Annotated in this window: 11 protein-coding genes; 6 read left to right on the forward strand and 5 right to left on the reverse strand. The window is 66.2% G+C overall.

What is annotated here, in order from left to right:
• Positions 1-38 precede the first annotated feature (38 nt).
• Genes OWC48_RS14295 through OWC48_RS14305 form a run of 3 tightly spaced genes read left to right on the forward strand, consistent with a single transcriptional unit; the run spans position 39 to position 3,936 of the window.
• Positions 39-1,070, forward strand: coding sequence for a TRAP transporter substrate-binding protein (locus OWC48_RS14295; protein ID WP_282520569.1), 1,032 nt, complete (start codon positions 39-41; stop codon positions 1,068-1,070).
• 22 nt (positions 1,071-1,092) lie between these two features.
• Complete coding sequence (locus OWC48_RS14300; protein WP_282520873.1) at positions 1,093-2,946, forward strand: TRAP transporter large permease subunit; 1,854 nt, start codon at positions 1,093-1,095, stop codon at positions 2,944-2,946.
• A 12-nt stretch (positions 2,947-2,958) separates the two neighbouring features.
• Positions 2,959-3,936: a hydroxyacid dehydrogenase gene (locus OWC48_RS14305; protein WP_282520570.1), complete on the forward strand. Its 978-nt coding sequence runs from the start codon at positions 2,959-2,961 to the stop codon at positions 3,934-3,936.
• Here the strand turns inward: OWC48_RS14305 and OWC48_RS14310 are convergent.
• A complete protein-coding gene (locus OWC48_RS14310; RefSeq protein WP_282520571.1) occupies positions 3,933-5,099 on the reverse strand; it encodes an ABC transporter substrate-binding protein in 1,167 nt (388 codons plus the stop codon). The two genes, OWC48_RS14305 and OWC48_RS14310, sit on opposite strands and share 4 nt — an antisense overlap.
• A gap of 276 nt (positions 5,100-5,375) precedes the next feature.
• Between OWC48_RS14310 and OWC48_RS14315 the strand changes: the two genes are divergently transcribed.
• The 3 genes from OWC48_RS14315 to OWC48_RS14325 all read left to right on the forward strand — a co-directional run bounded on the left by OWC48_RS14315 (position 5,376) and on the right by OWC48_RS14325 (position 12,002).
• Positions 5,376-7,805 carry an EAL domain-containing protein gene (locus OWC48_RS14315; RefSeq protein ID WP_282520572.1) on the forward strand — a complete coding sequence of 810 codons (2,430 nt, stop codon included), beginning with the start codon at positions 5,376-5,378 and terminating at the stop codon, positions 7,803-7,805.
• A 93-nt stretch (positions 7,806-7,898) separates the two neighbouring features.
• Positions 7,899-9,197, forward strand: coding sequence for an MFS transporter (locus OWC48_RS14320; protein WP_282520573.1), 1,299 nt, complete (start codon positions 7,899-7,901; stop codon positions 9,195-9,197).
• A 219-nt stretch (positions 9,198-9,416) separates the two neighbouring features.
• On the forward strand, positions 9,417-12,002 hold the full coding sequence (locus OWC48_RS14325; RefSeq protein WP_282520574.1) for an EAL domain-containing protein: 2,586 nt from the start codon (positions 9,417-9,419) through the stop codon (positions 12,000-12,002).
• 123 nt (positions 12,003-12,125) lie between these two features.
• On the opposite strand, the gene OWC48_RS14330 is transcribed toward OWC48_RS14325, so the two are convergent.
• From OWC48_RS14330 to OWC48_RS14345, 4 genes are all read right to left on the reverse strand, one after another.
• Positions 12,126-13,043, reverse strand: a complete 918-nt coding sequence (locus tag OWC48_RS14330) for an MBL fold metallo-hydrolase (protein ID WP_282520575.1) — start codon at positions 13,041-13,043, stop codon at positions 12,126-12,128.
• A gap of 92 nt (positions 13,044-13,135) precedes the next feature.
• On the reverse strand, positions 13,136-14,341 hold the full coding sequence (locus OWC48_RS14335) for an NAD(P)/FAD-dependent oxidoreductase (protein ID WP_282520576.1): 1,206 nt from the start codon (positions 14,339-14,341) through the stop codon (positions 13,136-13,138).
• A 129-nt stretch (positions 14,342-14,470) separates the two neighbouring features.
• Positions 14,471-14,761, reverse strand: a complete 291-nt coding sequence (locus tag OWC48_RS14340) for a hypothetical protein (RefSeq protein WP_282520577.1) — start codon at positions 14,759-14,761, stop codon at positions 14,471-14,473.
• Positions 14,762-15,073: 312 nt separating this feature from the next.
• Positions 15,074-15,685 (reverse strand): TetR/AcrR family transcriptional regulator, encoded by a 612-nt coding sequence (locus tag OWC48_RS14345; RefSeq protein WP_282520578.1) that lies wholly within the window; start codon positions 15,683-15,685, stop codon positions 15,074-15,076.
• Between the last annotated feature and the right edge of the window lie 124 nt (positions 15,686-15,809).

Genomic DNA, 15,809 nt, shown 5'->3' on the forward strand with positions numbered 1-15,809 from the left:
TCGGCCGTCAACAAGAATATTCGGGGAGAGACCGCGCCATGACCATCGTGCCCGTGAGCCGTCGCACGTTCATCAAGTCGTCGACGGCGGTCACCGCCGGCCTCGTTCTCTCTCCTGCCATCATCGGTCGCGCCGAAGCGGCGACGCTGAAGCTGAAATGCTCCTCCTCGCTGCCGAACGATCCGAAATACGCCAATGGCCGCGTCTACTATGACAACCTGGTCAAGAACCTGAAGGGCAACGGGCTCGGCGAGCAGGTCGAGGTCGCCTTCTTCCCTGACAACCAGCTCGGGCAGGAGATCGACGTCATCAATTCGGTGAAGCTCGGCGTCATCGACCTCATGGTGTCGGGCTCGTCGATCTCGGCCAACCTGGTGCCGTTGGTCGGCACCTTCGACCTCGGCTTTCTGTTCTCGAGCTTCCCGCAGCAGACCAAGGCGTTCGATTCCGGCGCCGCCAAGCCGATCGAGGACGCGCTGCTCAAGGGCGGCAACATCCGCATCATCGCCTGGGCCTATAATTTCGGCTCACGCAGCGTGCTCGCGAAGAAGCCGGTGAAGACGCCGGAGGATCTCGCCGGCCTCAAGATCAGGACGCTGCCGAATCCGGTGATCACGGAATGCCTGCGCCTGATGGGCGCCGCCGCGACGCCGCTGGCATTTGGCGAAATCTACACGGCGCTGCAGGCCGGCGTGCTCGATGGGCTGGAGCACGATCCGCCGACGATCCTGGCCAGCAAGTTCTTCGAAACGGCAAAATTCTATGCGCTGACGCAGCACAATTTCTCGCCGCTCGCGATCTACTTCAGCGACGTGACCTACAACCGCATGGATCCGAAGCTGCGCGAGGGCTTCCTCGATGCCGCCAAGAAGGCCGCGGTTGACACCCGCGCCCACGGGCTCGCGGTCGAGAAGGAGGCGCTGACGGCCTTGACGGAGAAGGGCGTGACGGTGGCCGAATGCGACCGCGAAGCCTTCAAGAAGCGCGTCGCCCCGCAGCACGAGAACTTCATCAAGGCGCGGCCGGAGTCCAAGGCCGTCATCGACATCATCCGCGCGACGCAAGCTTGAGATGACCAAGTCTGAGATGGCGATGACAGCCGCCGTGCCTCTCTCGGGCGGCCGTCACGGGAGCATCTCGCTGCTGCTCCGCCTCAGCGACGCGATTGCGGCCATCCTCCTGGCCGCCGATCTCGTGGTCGTCTGCGCGTCGGTGCTGCTGCGCTTCTGCTTCAATGCGCCGGTCGAATGGTCCGACGACGTCGCGCGCGGACTGATGGTCGGCTCGGCCTTCTTCGGCGCGGCGAGCGCGCTCGCGCGCGGCGAGAATGTCGGCGTGTCCTTCTTCCGCGATCTACTGCCGGTGCGGCTGCGCGCGCTGGTGGATGCCGCGAGCGCGCTTCTGGTCGTGTTGATCTCCGGCTATGTCGCCTACAACGCGATCAAGCTGGGCTCATTGACTTCAGGCCAGACCACCGGCTCGGGCCTGCCGCTGGAGCTGACCTTCTATCCGATGGGCGTCGGCGCGCTGTTCATGACGGTGTTCGCGATCGACCAGCTCTGCGCGCGGCCGCTGCCTGACATCGTCAGGGGCCTCGTTGCGGTCGTCATCGTCAGCGGCCTCTATCTCGCCTGGGATTATCTGTCGCCGTCCACCGTGCCGTCGGCGGGTACGCTGATGCTGATCGGCTTCTTCGCAACCCTGTTCGGTGGCTTGCCGATCGGGTTCGCGCTGGCGCTGGCCGCGCTGATCTTCATCTGGGTCGAGGGCGCGCTGCCCGGCGTCATCTTCGCCCAGCAGATGGCGCGCGGCATCGACAATTTCGTGCTGCTCGCGATTCCCTTCTTCATCCTCGTCGGCTACCTCATGGAAGCCAACGGCATGTCGGTGCGGCTGATCGAGCTGCTACAGCGCGGTGTCGGCCGCATGCGCGGCGGCCTGAACGTCGTGATGGTGGCCTCGATGGTGCTGTTCTCCGGCATCTCGGGCTCGAAGATGGCGGACGTCGCCGCGGTCGGCTCAGTGCTGATCCCGGCGGCCCGACGCTCGAAGCAGAACCCGGGCGGCGCGGTGGCGCTGCTTGCCGCGTCCGCGGTGATGGCGGAAACCATTCCGCCCTGCATCAACCTGATCATCCTGGGTTTCGTCGCGAACCTGTCGATCGGCGGCCTGTTCGTCGCGGGCCTCTTGCCGGCGGCGCTGATGGCGCTGGTCCTGATCGCGGTCTCCATCATCTTCGGCAAGCGGCCGGCGGATACCGAGGACGTCGCGCCGCAGATGCCGGTGTCGGGCTTGTGGAGCGGTGCGATCGCCTCGTTCGGCCTGATCTTCATGATCTTCTTCGGCTTCAAGAGCGGCTTTGCCACAGCCACCGAGATCTCCGCTTTCGCCGTGGCGTATGCGCTCGTCGTCGGCAGTCTCGTGTTCCGCGAGCTCGGCTTCAAATCGGCCGCGCACAGTTTTGTCCAGGCTGCGACGCGCGCGGGGCTCGTGCTGTTCATCGTCGCAGCGGCGCAGTCGCTGGCGTTCACGCTGACCTTGCAGCAGGTGCCGCATGCGGTCGGTGATTTCATGCTTGGATTGTCCAAGACCTCAGGCGTCTGGCTGTTCATCCTGCTCGCGATCGCCGTGCTGATCGTGATGGGCTCGGTGCTGGAAGGCGCGGCCGCGCTGATCATCTTCGGGCCGCTGCTGCTGCCGGTCGCCGTGCAGCTCGGCGTCGATCCCCTGCATTTCGGCGTCGTGCTGGTGATCGCGATGGGCATCGGCCTGTTCGCACCGCCGCTCGGGCTCGGACTCTACGGCGCCTGCCTGATCGGCAATGTGCCGATCGAGCAGACGGTGAAGCCGATCATGGGCTATCTCGGGCTGTTGTTCCTCTGCCTGCTCGTCATCGCCTTCGTGCCATGGCTCTCGACTGCGCTGCCGCGGGCATTCGGCTACTGAAGGAGTCTTGTCGTGAAAGTGTTGCTGGCTCACACGCCGGAGATGCGTCGCAATTACTACGGCGACCGCAGCCTGAACGGCCTGCGCGCAGCCGCCGAGGTGATCCTGCACGAGAGCGACGATACGCTGGACGCGGTTACCCTCGTGCGTGCGGCGAAAGATGCCGACATCATCGTCGCCGATCGCATGACCGAAGGACGCGGCGAGATCTTCGCGCAACTGCCGCGCCTGCGCGCCTTCGTCCGCTGCGCCGTTGACATCCGCAACGTCAATGTCGATGCGGCCTCGCAAGCCGGCGTGCTCGTGACCCGCGCCGGGCCCGGCTTCGTGCAGGCGGTGGCCGAGCTCGCGCTCGGTTTCATGGTCGATCTCTCCCGCGGCGTGTCGCGGGCGACGGCGGACTACCAGGCCGGCCGCAAGGTCGAGGCGCGGATGGGCCGCCAGCTCGCCGGCAGCAAGATCGGCATCATCGGCTATGGCAGCATCGGGCGCTATCTCGCCGAAATCGCCAAGGTGATGCGCATGGAGGTGCTGGTCTCCGATCCCTTCGCGGATGTCAGCGACAGCGCGATCCGGCAGGTCAGTCTCGACGAGCTTCTTGGGGCCTCCGACTACGTCGTCTGCCTCGCGATCGCCAACGAGCAGACCGAGAATCTGATCGGCGAGGCGGCGCTGGCGCGCATGCAGAAGCATGCCGTGTTCATCAATCTCTCGCGCGGCAATCTCGTCGACGAGGCCGCGCTGGCGCGCGCGCTGCGCGAGAACCGCATTGCCGCCGCGGCGATGGACGTCGGCCGCGCGCCCGACCAGATGCCGAGCCCGGAGCTGGCGAGGCTTCCCAACGTTATCGCCACGCCACATGTCGGCGGGCTGACACCACAGGCGATCGAATACCAGTCGCTGGAAACGGTGCGGCAGGTCGAGGCGATCGTCAAAGGCGAGGTCCCGCAAGGCGCAGTGAACGCCGACCGCTGGACGCGGCGGCCCTAAAGCCGATCCACCGCCCTGAACGTCCCGTCCTTCTGGATCACGGTCAAGAACACCTTCGGCGGCGCGTCGGTCATGCGCGCGCCGACGGTGACGATGCTGCCGCTGATGTCGAAGCGGCCGACGTCGTTGATGGCGCGCAGGAGGCTCGCGCGGGTCGGCTGCGGCCCGGCCTGTTCCAGCGCCGCGGCCGCGAGGCGGCCGGAGAGGTAGCCTTCGAGCGACACGAAGTCCGGTGTCAGCGTCGGGTCGAACGCCTGCTGCGCCGCCTGGTAATCGGCGACGAGCTGTTGCGAGCGATCCCAGGGAAACGGCACGACCTGCGAGACGATGACGCCTTCGCCGTCGGGGCCGAGCTCTCGGGCGAGCGCATTGGCGCCGACGAAGGAAATGTTGACGAAGGTCGGACGGAAGCCGCTGCGATGTGCGAGCTTGATGAACTCCGCGCAGGGGCCGTAGGTCCCGACCATGACGATGGCCTCGGGCTCGGCGCGCTTGATCATGCGCCAGGCCGAGCCGACCGCGCGGGTGTTGCGCTCGAAGGTGCCTTCGGCGGCGAGCTCGAGGCCGCGCCTGGCGAGCGCGCGCTTCACGCCGGCGAGACCGTCGCATCCGAAGGAATCGTCCTGGTAGAAGATGCCGATGCGGGTGAAGTGGCGATCCTCGGTGAGGTGCTTGACCCAGGCCTCCGCCTCAGCGCCATAGCTCGCGCGGATGTTGACGACGTTCGCAAGCTCGAGATCGCGCAGGAATTCGGCGCCGCTGAACGGACCGAAGAAGGGAATGTTCCTGCTACTGGTGATTGGTATCGTCGCCATCGCGGTCGGCGTGCCCACCGCGCCGATCAGCGCGAACACCTTGTCGTCCTCGATCAGCCGCAGCGTTTGCGCCACCGAGCGGTCGGGATCGTAGCCGTCGTCGCGGCTGATGAGCTGGAGCCTGCGGCCGTGGACGCCGCCCTTTTCGTTGATCTCGGTGAATGCCGCGACGATGCCTTGCCGCATCCGCTGTCCGAGCGCCGAGGAGGGGCCTTCGAGCGCGGCGGCCTGGCCGAACAGGATCGCGTCGTCGCTGACGCCGACCTCGTCGCCTTTCGCTGCAGGAATGGCCGCGGCGAGTAGCGCGATGGCCAATGCGACGCAGGCCGCTGATCGCGATCGTGTCATGAGGATGCTTGCCGGATAAGGGAATACCTGCCGGAAACGATAGTCCGGTCGCCCTGAACAGCTCGCTAACCCCTGACGTAACGGTGCTCCGTAAGACTCCGGGGAAAAGCGGCAAATTGCTCGCTGCTTGCAGGCCAATCGTTAACTAAGCCGCGCAATCTGCGACGACCCGGTTGCGAAATTGTGCGGTTCTTAACCCCGATCCTTGTCCGATAGCGGTTCCGGCAGCTCAACCAGAAGTGGGTTGCCGCGCCGAGGGGGACTTGCGGAATCAAGATGGGCGGTCGGGGTCAGAACCATCAGGATCGGGAACGTAGGACCGGATGGTGGCGCGCCGCGCCGCTGCTCGGACTCTATCGCCCTGCGCTCGTCGCAGTCGGCGTCGGTCTTCTGTTCTCGCTCGTCGGCGCCGCCGCCGTGGCGCGATGGGAAGACCGCGTCAACAGGATCGAGTTCGAGAACGCCGCCGAAACCGAAGCCATCGTCATGCAGAACGGCATGAGCGAGTACATTTCCAGGCTCGTCGCGCTGCGTACGCTGTTCGAATCGACCAACGAGGAAATCACCCGCAGCGAATTCGAGACCTTCAGCTCCCGGCTGTTCGAGCGTCATCCCGGCATGCTGCGCATCGCCTGGCTGCCGCGCGTCAACCGCAAGGAGCGCGCCGAATACGAGGCTGCCGCGATCACGGACGGCGTGTCCGGCTATCGCATCAAGTCGCTCCAGGGCGAGACCTTCGCGACCGCGCCGCAGGCCGATGAATATTTCCCGGTGTTCTACTCGACCCAGCCGAAGACGTCGCCGGTCTACGGCATGGATTACGCGACCGTTCCGGAGCGCCGCGCAATCCTCGAGCGCGCGCGCGACAACGATCGCGTCGCCGCCATTCGCACGCGCCTCTACGAGCCGAAGGAGGGCGGCCGGCAGCCCGACGTGCTCGTTGCCATTCCCGTCTACGCCAAGGGAACCTCGCGCGAGGCGGTGGTGGACCGGCGCCGCAATCTGGCGGGCTTCGTCGTCGGCGTCTTCGACCTGCCGCTGCTGATCCAGTCCATTCGCGTGACCACGGGAGCAAGCCCCGCGGTCAGCGTGAACGTCTATCCGCCCTTCACGGGGCAGATCGTCAGCCTGGAACAAACCTTGCCGGACTATTCGTCGGCCGCCACGTCGCCGCAATCGATGCGGGACGTCGCCCGGGCGCTGCACTGGTCGGGCAGCCTCAAGATCGGGGATACCGACTGGCAGGTGCGCGCCATGCCGACGGCCGGCGGTTCGCTGGAGACGGCCTACGACCGCGCGGTTGCCGTCATCGTCGTCGGCATGCTGCTGACGCTGTCGCTCGCAACCTATCTCATGCTCGCAAGCCGCAACTCGCGGCGGCTGTCGCTGGCGAACCGGCAGGTGCTGGAGCTCGCCCAGACCGACATCCTGACCGGGCTGCCGAACCGCGCCTTCTTCCTGACCCGGCTCGACCTGATGAACAGCCAGTTGAGCGTGCGGGGCCTGCCGTTCGCGATCCTGATGCTCGATCTCGACCGCTTCAAGAACGTCAACGACTCGCTCGGCCACGGTGCGGGCGATGTGCTGCTGCGCCAGGTGGCGCTAAGGCTGAGATCTGCCTTGCGCGCCACCGACGTGCTGGCGCGGCTCGGCGGCGACGAGTTCGCTATCATCCAGGAGGCTTGCGACGATCAGCGGGCGTGCGCGACCGAGCTCGCCGCGCGGATCACGAAGCTGGTCGCCGAACCGTTCCTGCTGCCCGGCCATCGCGTCGAGATCGGCACCAGCATCGGCATCGCGATCGCACCGGACCACGGCAGCGATCAGGAGCAGCTGCTGAAGAAGGCGGACCTCGCGCTCTACCGCTCGAAATCGGCCGGCCGCAATTGCTTCACCATCTACGACGAGGCGATGTCGGCCGAGCTCGAGGCTCGCAATACGCTGGAAGGCGATTTGCGCGATGCCATCGCGCAGTGCCAGCTGGAGGTGCACTATCAGCCCTTTATGGACGTCGCCAGCGGTGGCCGTCGCGGCTTCGAGGCGCTGGTGCGCTGGCGGCATCCGAGCCGCGGCCTGATCCCGCCGGACCAGTTCATCGCGCTTGCCGAGGAAACCGGGCTGATCGTGCCGCTCGGCGAACTCGTGCTGCGGCGCGCCTGTGCGGACGCCGCGGCCTGGCCATGCGATCTCATGGTTGCGGTGAATCTGTCGCCGATCCAGTTCAAGGAAGCCGAGCTGTTCGAGACGATCTGCGCGGCGCTGGCAGATTCCGGCCTGGCGCCGCAGCGGCTGGAGATCGAGATCACCGAATCCGTGCTGCTGGAACGCGGCGTCGAGAACCTTGCCTTCATGGAGCGGCTGAAGCACATCGGCATCGAGCTGGCGCTCGACGATTTCGGCACCGGCTATTCCTCGCTGAGCTATCTGACCACGTTCCCGTTCGACAAGATCAAGATCGACAAGTCCTTCATCCGCAACCTCACGCATCAGCCGCGCAGCTCCGCGATCATCGCCTCGATCGTGACGCTCGCACGCGGACTCGATATGTCAGTTACCGCCGAAGGCGTCGAGACACGCGAAGAGTTCGAGCGGCTGACGGCGCTCGGCGTCAATTTTGCGCAAGGTTATCTGTTCGGACGCCCGCAGCCGGTCGACCAGATCGAGTTCGACGAGATCGCTCAGCCTTCGCAGCGCAACGCGGCCTGAGCGCCCCGCGCAAAGGGGCATTTCGCGAAAATCGCTTGACCCGGACGGCCCTGGATGGTCGGTAGCACCATCTAGGGATGAAATAAGCACAACATGCGGCTTCCGTTCTTCTACGGCTGGGTCGTGGTCGCGGTGACCTTCGTGACCATGGCGATCGGCGTCAACGCGCGCACCGCGTTTTCGCTGTTCTTTCCTCCCATCATCTCCGAATTCGGCTGGGAACGCGGCGTCACGGCCGGCGCGTTCTCCTTCGGCTTCGTCGTGTCGGGCATCGTCAGCCCACTGATCGGCCGCCTGATGGATCGCGCCGGCCCGCGCGCGGTGATGGAGCTCGGCGTCGTGCTGATGGGCGGCGGGCTGCTGCTCGCGCCACTCACCAGTGCGCCCTGGCATCTCTATGTGACCATCGGCGTCATGGTCGGTGCCGGCTCGGTGTGTCTCGGCTATTCCGGCCAGTCGCTGTTCCTGCCGAACTGGTTCATCCGCAAGCGCGGCTTCGCCATCGGGATTGCCTTTGCCGGCGTCGGCATCGGCTCGGTGACGCTGCTGCCCTGGGTGCAGCACATGATCGAAGAAACCGGCTGGCGCACCGCCTGTACCGCGATGGGGCTGCTCATCCTCGTCGTGCTGGCGCCGATTAATCTGTTCCTGCACAAGCGGCCCGAAGACATCGGCCTTCAGCCGGACGGCGATGCCACGCCGGCGGCGGGCGCGGCGACACCGGTCTCCAACATCGTCGATCCCGTCTGGGTCGGCACCGACTGGACGCTCAAGCGGGCGGTTGCGACCGCGCGCTTCTGGTGGATCGCGCTCGGCTATTTCTGCGGCTTGTACATCTGGTACGCGGTGCAGGTGCACCAGACCAAATTCCTGCTCGACATCGGCTTCAGCTCCGGTGTCGCGGTGTGGGCGCTCGGCATCGTCAGCCTGCTCGGCATTCCCGGCCAGATCCTGCTCGGCCACGTCTCCGACCGGATCGGACGGGAATGGGTATGGGCGATCAGCTGTGCGGGCTTCGCGATCTGCTTCGCGGCGCTGATGGCGCTGAAATTCCAGCCGTCGCTGTGGCTGGTCTATGTCATGGTGTTCGCGCAAGGCGCGCTCGGCTACGGCCTCACGTCGATCATGGGCGCGGTGGTGTTCGAGATCTTCCAGGGCAGGCACCAGGGCAGTATTTTTGGAACGATCATGCTGGCGGCCCTGGCCGGCGGCGCGGCGGGTCCCTGGCTCACTGGTTTCCTCTATGATCGCACCGGCGACTACACGCTCGCCTTCGCCATCGCCATGGTCGTGAGCGGACTGTCGGCGCTCGCGGTCTGGCAGGCCGCTCCCCGCAAGGTGCGGGCGGTGGCCGGCCGGCTGCACAAGCTCAAGGCCACAAGTGCGAACTAGCGTTTTCGAGCGAAGTGGATACCGGTTCGCGTAAAGAAAACGCGTCAAAACGAGAGTCCAGGTTCCGAACGCATCGGATTGCCTTCGCATCTTTCGCGAGCCGTTAAGCATGTCGTGTCCTGGCCGGACGCAACCCGGTCGCAAAAACGTTCTGGACACCATCGCGGCGCTAGCCTCGGCCCTGCTTGCCGCATCTTGCCGATGCCTCCGGGTCCAACTATGTCTGCCGCCGATTGTCCCATGACAGAAATTCCGGACGTGCTGTTGGCTGCGCTCGAATGCGCCGACGGCGGTATCGTCATCGTCGACGGCGCGCGTCGCATCATGCATTTCAATGCCGGCGCAGAGCGGATCTGGAAATTCGCGCGCGCCGAGGCGCTCGGCCGCGACGCCGAACTTCTCACGCTCAAATGCCTTCAGGCCGATCCGGTCGCGGCGTTCCGCGACGAGATCAGCCTCGTGCGGCGCGACGGCACCCGGATCCGGGCGGCCATCTCGCTTTCATCCTTCACGAGTGGCGGCGTCACCCATCACGTCGTGTTCGCGCGTGACGTCACCGCGGAGGCCGAGCGCCGCGTCAGAATCGGGCTCCTCCACGCTGTCTCCGACCAGACCAACCGCGCGGTGCTCATCACCGACACGGAGCAGAACATCGTCTACGTCAATTCCACCTTCGCGACGCTGTTTGGCTACACCAGCGAGGAGGCCGAGGGCCGCCGCGCCGGCGCGCTGATCGCCGGCCGCCACACCGATCGGAAGGCCGTCGCGAAGCTGGTCAAGCGCCTGATGAGCGGCGGCCGCCGCGGCGAAATCGAGACGCTGGTCTACAACAAGGACGGCGAGGAGATCTGGGTCTGCGCCCGTATCGACGTCTTCCGCGACAAGAAGGGCAGGGCCAGGCACATCTTCGCGCTGCTCGAGGACATCACCGAGACCAGGCAGCTGCGCTCGCTCCAGCAGCTCATCATGAGTGCGCTGGCCGACGAGGTTCCGATCACCGATATCGCCGACAGGCTGTGCCGAAGGGTCGAAGAGATCGCGCCTGACGTGGTTTGCTCGCTGCTCCACGTCGATGCCGCAGGCCTCGTCCATCCGCTCGGCGGCCCCAGCCTGCCCGAGGACTATTCGCGTGCGCTGGACGGCATCGCGATCGGTCCGAATGTCGGATCCTGCGGCACCGCGGCCTTCTACGGTGAACCGGTGCTGGCAACCGATCTGGAGACCGATCCGCGCTGGCAGCCCTATAAGGCCATGCCGCTCGCGATCGGCCTGCGCGCGTGCTGGTCGACCCCGGTCAAGGCCAAGGACGGCCGCGTCATCGCGACCTTCGCCTTTTACTATCGCGAACCGCGCGCGCCGAGCAATTGGCACCGGCGCATCGTCGAGGCCTGCGTCAACCTCGGCGCCTTCGCGATCGAGCGCAAGGAAGCGCGGGCCGAGATCGCGCGGCTCGCCTATCACGACATTCTCACCGGGCTGCCGAACCGTGCGCAGCTGCGGCACCTGATCACCACGGCCATCGATGCCTGCCCGACCGGCAGCCACGTCGCGCTGGCCTTCCTCGACGTCGATCATTTCAAGGACGTCAACGACACGTTCGGGCACGCCGCCGGCGATGAGCTGCTGATCCAGCTCGCGCAGCGCCTGCGCGAGCAGATTGGCCCTGAGGACATGCTGGGACGGCTCGGCGGCGACGAGTTCGTCATCCTGCTGCCGCAGCGCAACGCCGAGAGCGCCCAGCGCGTCGCGGCCGGGGTCACCGAGGCGCTCGCTGCGCCGCTGCGGCTTGGCTCCAGGCAGCTGCAGATGTCGGCGAGCATCGGCATCAGCCTCTATCCCGACCATGCGACCGACATCGACACCTTGATGCAGCAGGCGGATGCGGCCATGTACATGGCCAAGCAGGCCGGCCGCTCCACCCATCGCATCTTCAGCGCCGAAATGAACGGGCTCACCGAGCAGCGCCTGGCGCTGATCGCAGCGCTGCGCCGCGCCATCGCCGAGGGCGCGCTGACCCTCAGCTACCAGCCGCAGATCCGCAGTTGCGACGGTGCCGTCCACGGCGTCGAGGCATTGGCGCGCTGGCATGATGCCGTGCTCGGCGACGTCTCGCCGGCGAAGTTCATCCCGCTCGCCGAGGAGTGCGGCCTGATCGAGCAGATCGGCCTGTGGTCGGTGCGTGAGGCCTGCCGGCAGATGGCGGACTGGCGCCGCGCCGGGCTCAACATTCCCAGCGTGTCAGTGAACCTGTCGCCGATCAATTTCCGCAACGTCACGCTGGCGGCGCGGCTCAAGGACATCCTCGCCGAATACGATCTGCCGCCGGACGCGCTGATGCTCGAGATCACCGAGGGCACGTTCATGCGGGACAGCGTAGCCGCGCTGGAGACGATGAACGCGATCCGCGAGCTCGGCGTCGGGCTCTCCGTGGACGATTTCGGCACCGGCTATTCCAGCCTCAGCCGGCTCGCGCATCTGCCGATCCGCGAGTTGAAGATCGACCGCAGTTTCATGCGCGACATCGAGAGAGATGCGGGCGCGCTCGCGGTTGCCACCGCCGTGGTGCGCGTCGGACAGGGCCTCGGCATGACCGTCGTCGCCGAAGGCGTCGAGACCGAAGGCCAGCGCAAGACGCTGGCCGAGCTCGGCTGCGACGTCGTGCAGGGCTTCCTCTACGCGCCCGCGCTGCCGCCGGTCGCGTTCGAGCGCTGGCTGATCGAGCATTGCGCCGAGCAGGCGAGGGCGATGCTGGGCCGCCTCGACATCGCGCCGGCCGGTCGCCACGCGGTAAAGCGGTCGGCGTAGTTGCCTCTGTCGCCGGCTCGCTCGTGGTCTCATGCGGCTGGCTCGACGGCAGTGTGGAAACCAGGGCGCGAACTCGTTACGCCAAGAGCACGCGCCCTGGTTGGGCCTCAACGCAACAAGCCGTCAGTAGTCCCAGAACACCGGCACCCAGCGAAAGGCGTCGCCGGCGACCGCGACATGGCCGACGGACGGGAACGGCATGTGGGTGGCCACCAGCATCTCGCCGCTCGCGGCAATCTCTCGCAACAGACGGACCCGAACGCGCGCCGCCTCCTCGGGGTCGTGTTCGAAACCGTTGTGCCAGTCGGGTTGATCGAACCCGACGGCAAACACGGCGTCGCCGGCGAACGTCAGCCCGTCCCCGCCGGACGCCACGCGAACCACGCTGTGTCCGGGGGTGTGACCGCCGGTGCGACGAACGACGACGCCCGGCGCAACCTCGTGCTGCTCATCGAACTGCCGCAGCTGACTGCCGTACTCCTTGACGAACCGCTTGGCGGTCGCCCGAAGCGCGTCCGGGAAGCCCGGCGGCATGGCGGTGTGGGAGAAATCGGGCGCCTCCCAGAATTTGACCTCGGCGGCCGCCACGTGGATCCGCAGGTCTTTACGCAGCCGCTGCTTCACCCCGTCGACGAGCAGTCCGCCAATGTGGTCCATGTGCAAGTGGGTCAGCACCAGATCGGTCACGGTCGAAAGATCGATGCCGGCGGCCTCCAGTCGCTTGATCAACTGGCCGGCGCGCGGCAAGTGCAGATCCGGGTCTGACCCCAGTCCGGCGTCGATCAGGATGGTCTTGTCGCCGCTGCGGACCACGACCGCATTCAACGCCCAGTCGAAAGCGTCCTGCGGCAGGAACATGTCGTGCAGCCAGGTCGCCCGGACGGCCGGGTCGGCATTGTGCGCCAGCATCGTGGTCGGCAACGGCAGCACGCCGTCGCTGACCACCAGCACGTCGATCTCGCCGACCTTCAGCGCGTAGCGCGATGGAACGAGCTCTTCCGGCTTCGATGTCGCGGGGTATGAGGTGTTGTGCAGGTTCATGTTGGTCTCCTGTTTCAAGGTAGGGCTCCCGGCTGGTCTTGGTTGAGCAGGCCGCGCAGCCAGGGAGGTGCGGCCGTCATCGTTTCGTGCCTCTAGAGGCTCGTCACACGTTCCGGATCGGCCGAGGCGAGCGCTGCGGCACGCTCGGCACGGGGCGGATAGATCCAGACCGTGTTGATCTCCTGCTTGGTCTTCTTGGCGACGTCGCCGACCATCTCGACCTTGCGCTCCCAGCCGCGCGTGAACAGCGCGCCGGCTTCGCCGAGATCGAGGCAGGTGACGTAGGCCTTCTGGTGATACGGCCTGGTCGGGACGCGCAGGAGTTCGGCGGCCGCATTGTTGCCGGCAAACGCGCCCATCCGCGTGGCGTGCTGGCACGACATCAGCGCGTAATTGCCCGCGTCGTCACATGCGGCCCGCGCGGCATCACCGGTGGCGAAGACGCCGGCGATGCCGGGCACGCGCAGATCGCGGTCCACCAGCAGCCGGCCGAAATTGTCGCGCTCGGCGGGAATCTGCGCTGTCAGGGGCGCGGCGCGAATGCCGGCTGCCCAGATCACCGTTTCGGTTTCGATGTGTTCGCCTGTCGACAGCGTCACGCCGGACTTGTCGAGCGAGGCAACGCCGGCGCCGAGCCTTGTCTCCACACCGAGCTTGCGAAGCGCTTGCTCGATGACCGGGCGGGAGCCTTCGCCCATGTCGGGAGCGATCACGCCGTTGCGCTCGACGATGATGACGCGCGTCCTGGCGTTTTGGCCGAAGATGGCGCGCAGGCGCGCGGGCAGCTCGGTCGCCGCCTCGATGCCGGTGAAGCCGCCGCCGGCGACCACGACCGTGTCACGTCCATTGACGGCCGGCCGGTCGGCGAGGCCATGCAGATGCCTGTCGAGGGCAACCGCATCGTCGAGCGAGTCGACGCTGAAGCCGTGCTCGGCAAGGCCGGGAATGTTGGGTCGGAAGAGGCGGCTGCCGGTGGCGATCACCAGGCGGTCGTAGGACAGGGTCTTGCGGGTGCCTTTGGGAGTCGAGATCTGCACCGTCAGCGCCTCGGTGTTGACGGTCTCGGCGCTCCCCTGGATGTAGTCGACGTCGATCGCCTTGAGGACATCGAGCAGCGGCGCCGTCAGGGTTTCCGGCTTCGGCTCATAGAGCCGAGGGCGGACCACCAGCGTCGGCTCGGGTGCGATGAGCGCGATCTCGAGCTCTTCCGGCGAGACGCCCTGAATGTCGCGCAGGCGGGCGGCGGAGAGGGCGGCGTACATGCCGGCGAAGCCGGCGCCAATGATGAGCAGTCGCATGTGGTTCACTCCTTGATTTGGTTCTGGGTTTGTTGGTTCGAAACGCGCGCCATCGCCGCCGCTCGATGCGAGCAGAGCCTTTTGCGAGCGATGATGACGCGAAGAGGTGAGACGGAGACCGCCGGGCCCTTACGGCGCGGTGCAGTTCGGCAGCGAGGACAGCAGCGCAGGACCTTCACATCCTGCGCGGCAGCTTCGCGGGCCCGATGGCCAGCCGCGCAGGGCGACCGGCAGCGCAGGTTTGTTGGTCCAGCCCCGATTGATCAGGATCGACGTCGAGACCTTGGCGTTCTGCGCGGCTTGTGGCGGCGCCTCTTCGGCCGTCGGCGAGGTGAAACGCACCGTCAGCGAAAGCCCGTACATGAGCGCCGTCGAGACGGCCTTCCGTCGTGGCGCGATTGCAAGCCGTTTCCTGTCCATCGTTTGTCTCCGTCCCCATGATGTGACGTTGCGATGTTTAGCCAACCGGATCGTCGACTGCGCCAGAGCGATTGCCGTCCCTGTCGAGAGATTGCTGCTAACGCAGGCGCCTGCGCCAATCGCTCGGTGTCTCGCTCGTATGCGTCGCGGGAAGCCCGGCGTATTTCCCGAAGCGGCCATGCCTTGTCCGATTCTGCCGCAAGCAGGCATGCGTTTTCACAAACGCACGATGGGGGCGGATGACGAGTTGTCGGAGAAGCGAACACCGGCCGGATGACGGTCCGGTCGTGCGATTGATATCGGCGATCCAGGCTAGTTCGACGACAGTCCCGTCCTGCGCCTCAAATCGGTGATCGCGCGCAGAAAACTGTCGGCCGGCGTCGTCTCCGGATCGATCAGGCGGTGCAGGCGAAAGCCGTCTTCCAGCGCCAGCACGACGGAGGCCATCCACGGCGGATTCAGCGTGTCGTTCCTGCCACTGCTCTTCAACGTGGCCTCGACGATGTCGGCGACCAGCTTGCGCCGCGCGCGTAGCCGCTTGGCAAGCTCCGGGCGGCGCTTCTCGGCGCGCGCGACGAACAGGATCATCTCCATGTGCAGGAGGGGCGAGCGGGCGAGCGGGTCTTGCCGGCTGCGATCCATCGTCTTCAGCGCCGCGATGAAATCGTCGAGATTGTCGTGCTGCGCGAGGATGTCGAGGTTGCGCCGGATCGACTGCTCGACATGATCCTCGAGCATGGCGATGATCAATTCGTCCTTGCTCTTGAAGTTGGAATAGAACGCGCCGCGGGTGAAGCCCGCGGCGGCCGCGATCGCCTCGATGCTGGCGCCGCCGATGCCGTCCGCCTCGAACACGCGCGCGGCCGCCTCGAACAGTTTGTCGCGCGTGTCGTCCCTGGTCGGCCTGGTTCTCACCCTTGACATCGGCGCAGGTTAGGGCAGAATGCAACTCGATACAATAATGTATCGAGTTTATAATCTTGGGGATGGTTACGCCGCGCAAGCAAGGGGGCTGCCGGCGTATTCGTGTCATGCGGCAACCGATTGA

The organism is Bradyrhizobium sp. Arg816 (assembly GCF_029989365.1).
Classification (GTDB): domain Bacteria; phylum Pseudomonadota; class Alphaproteobacteria; order Rhizobiales; family Xanthobacteraceae; genus Bradyrhizobium.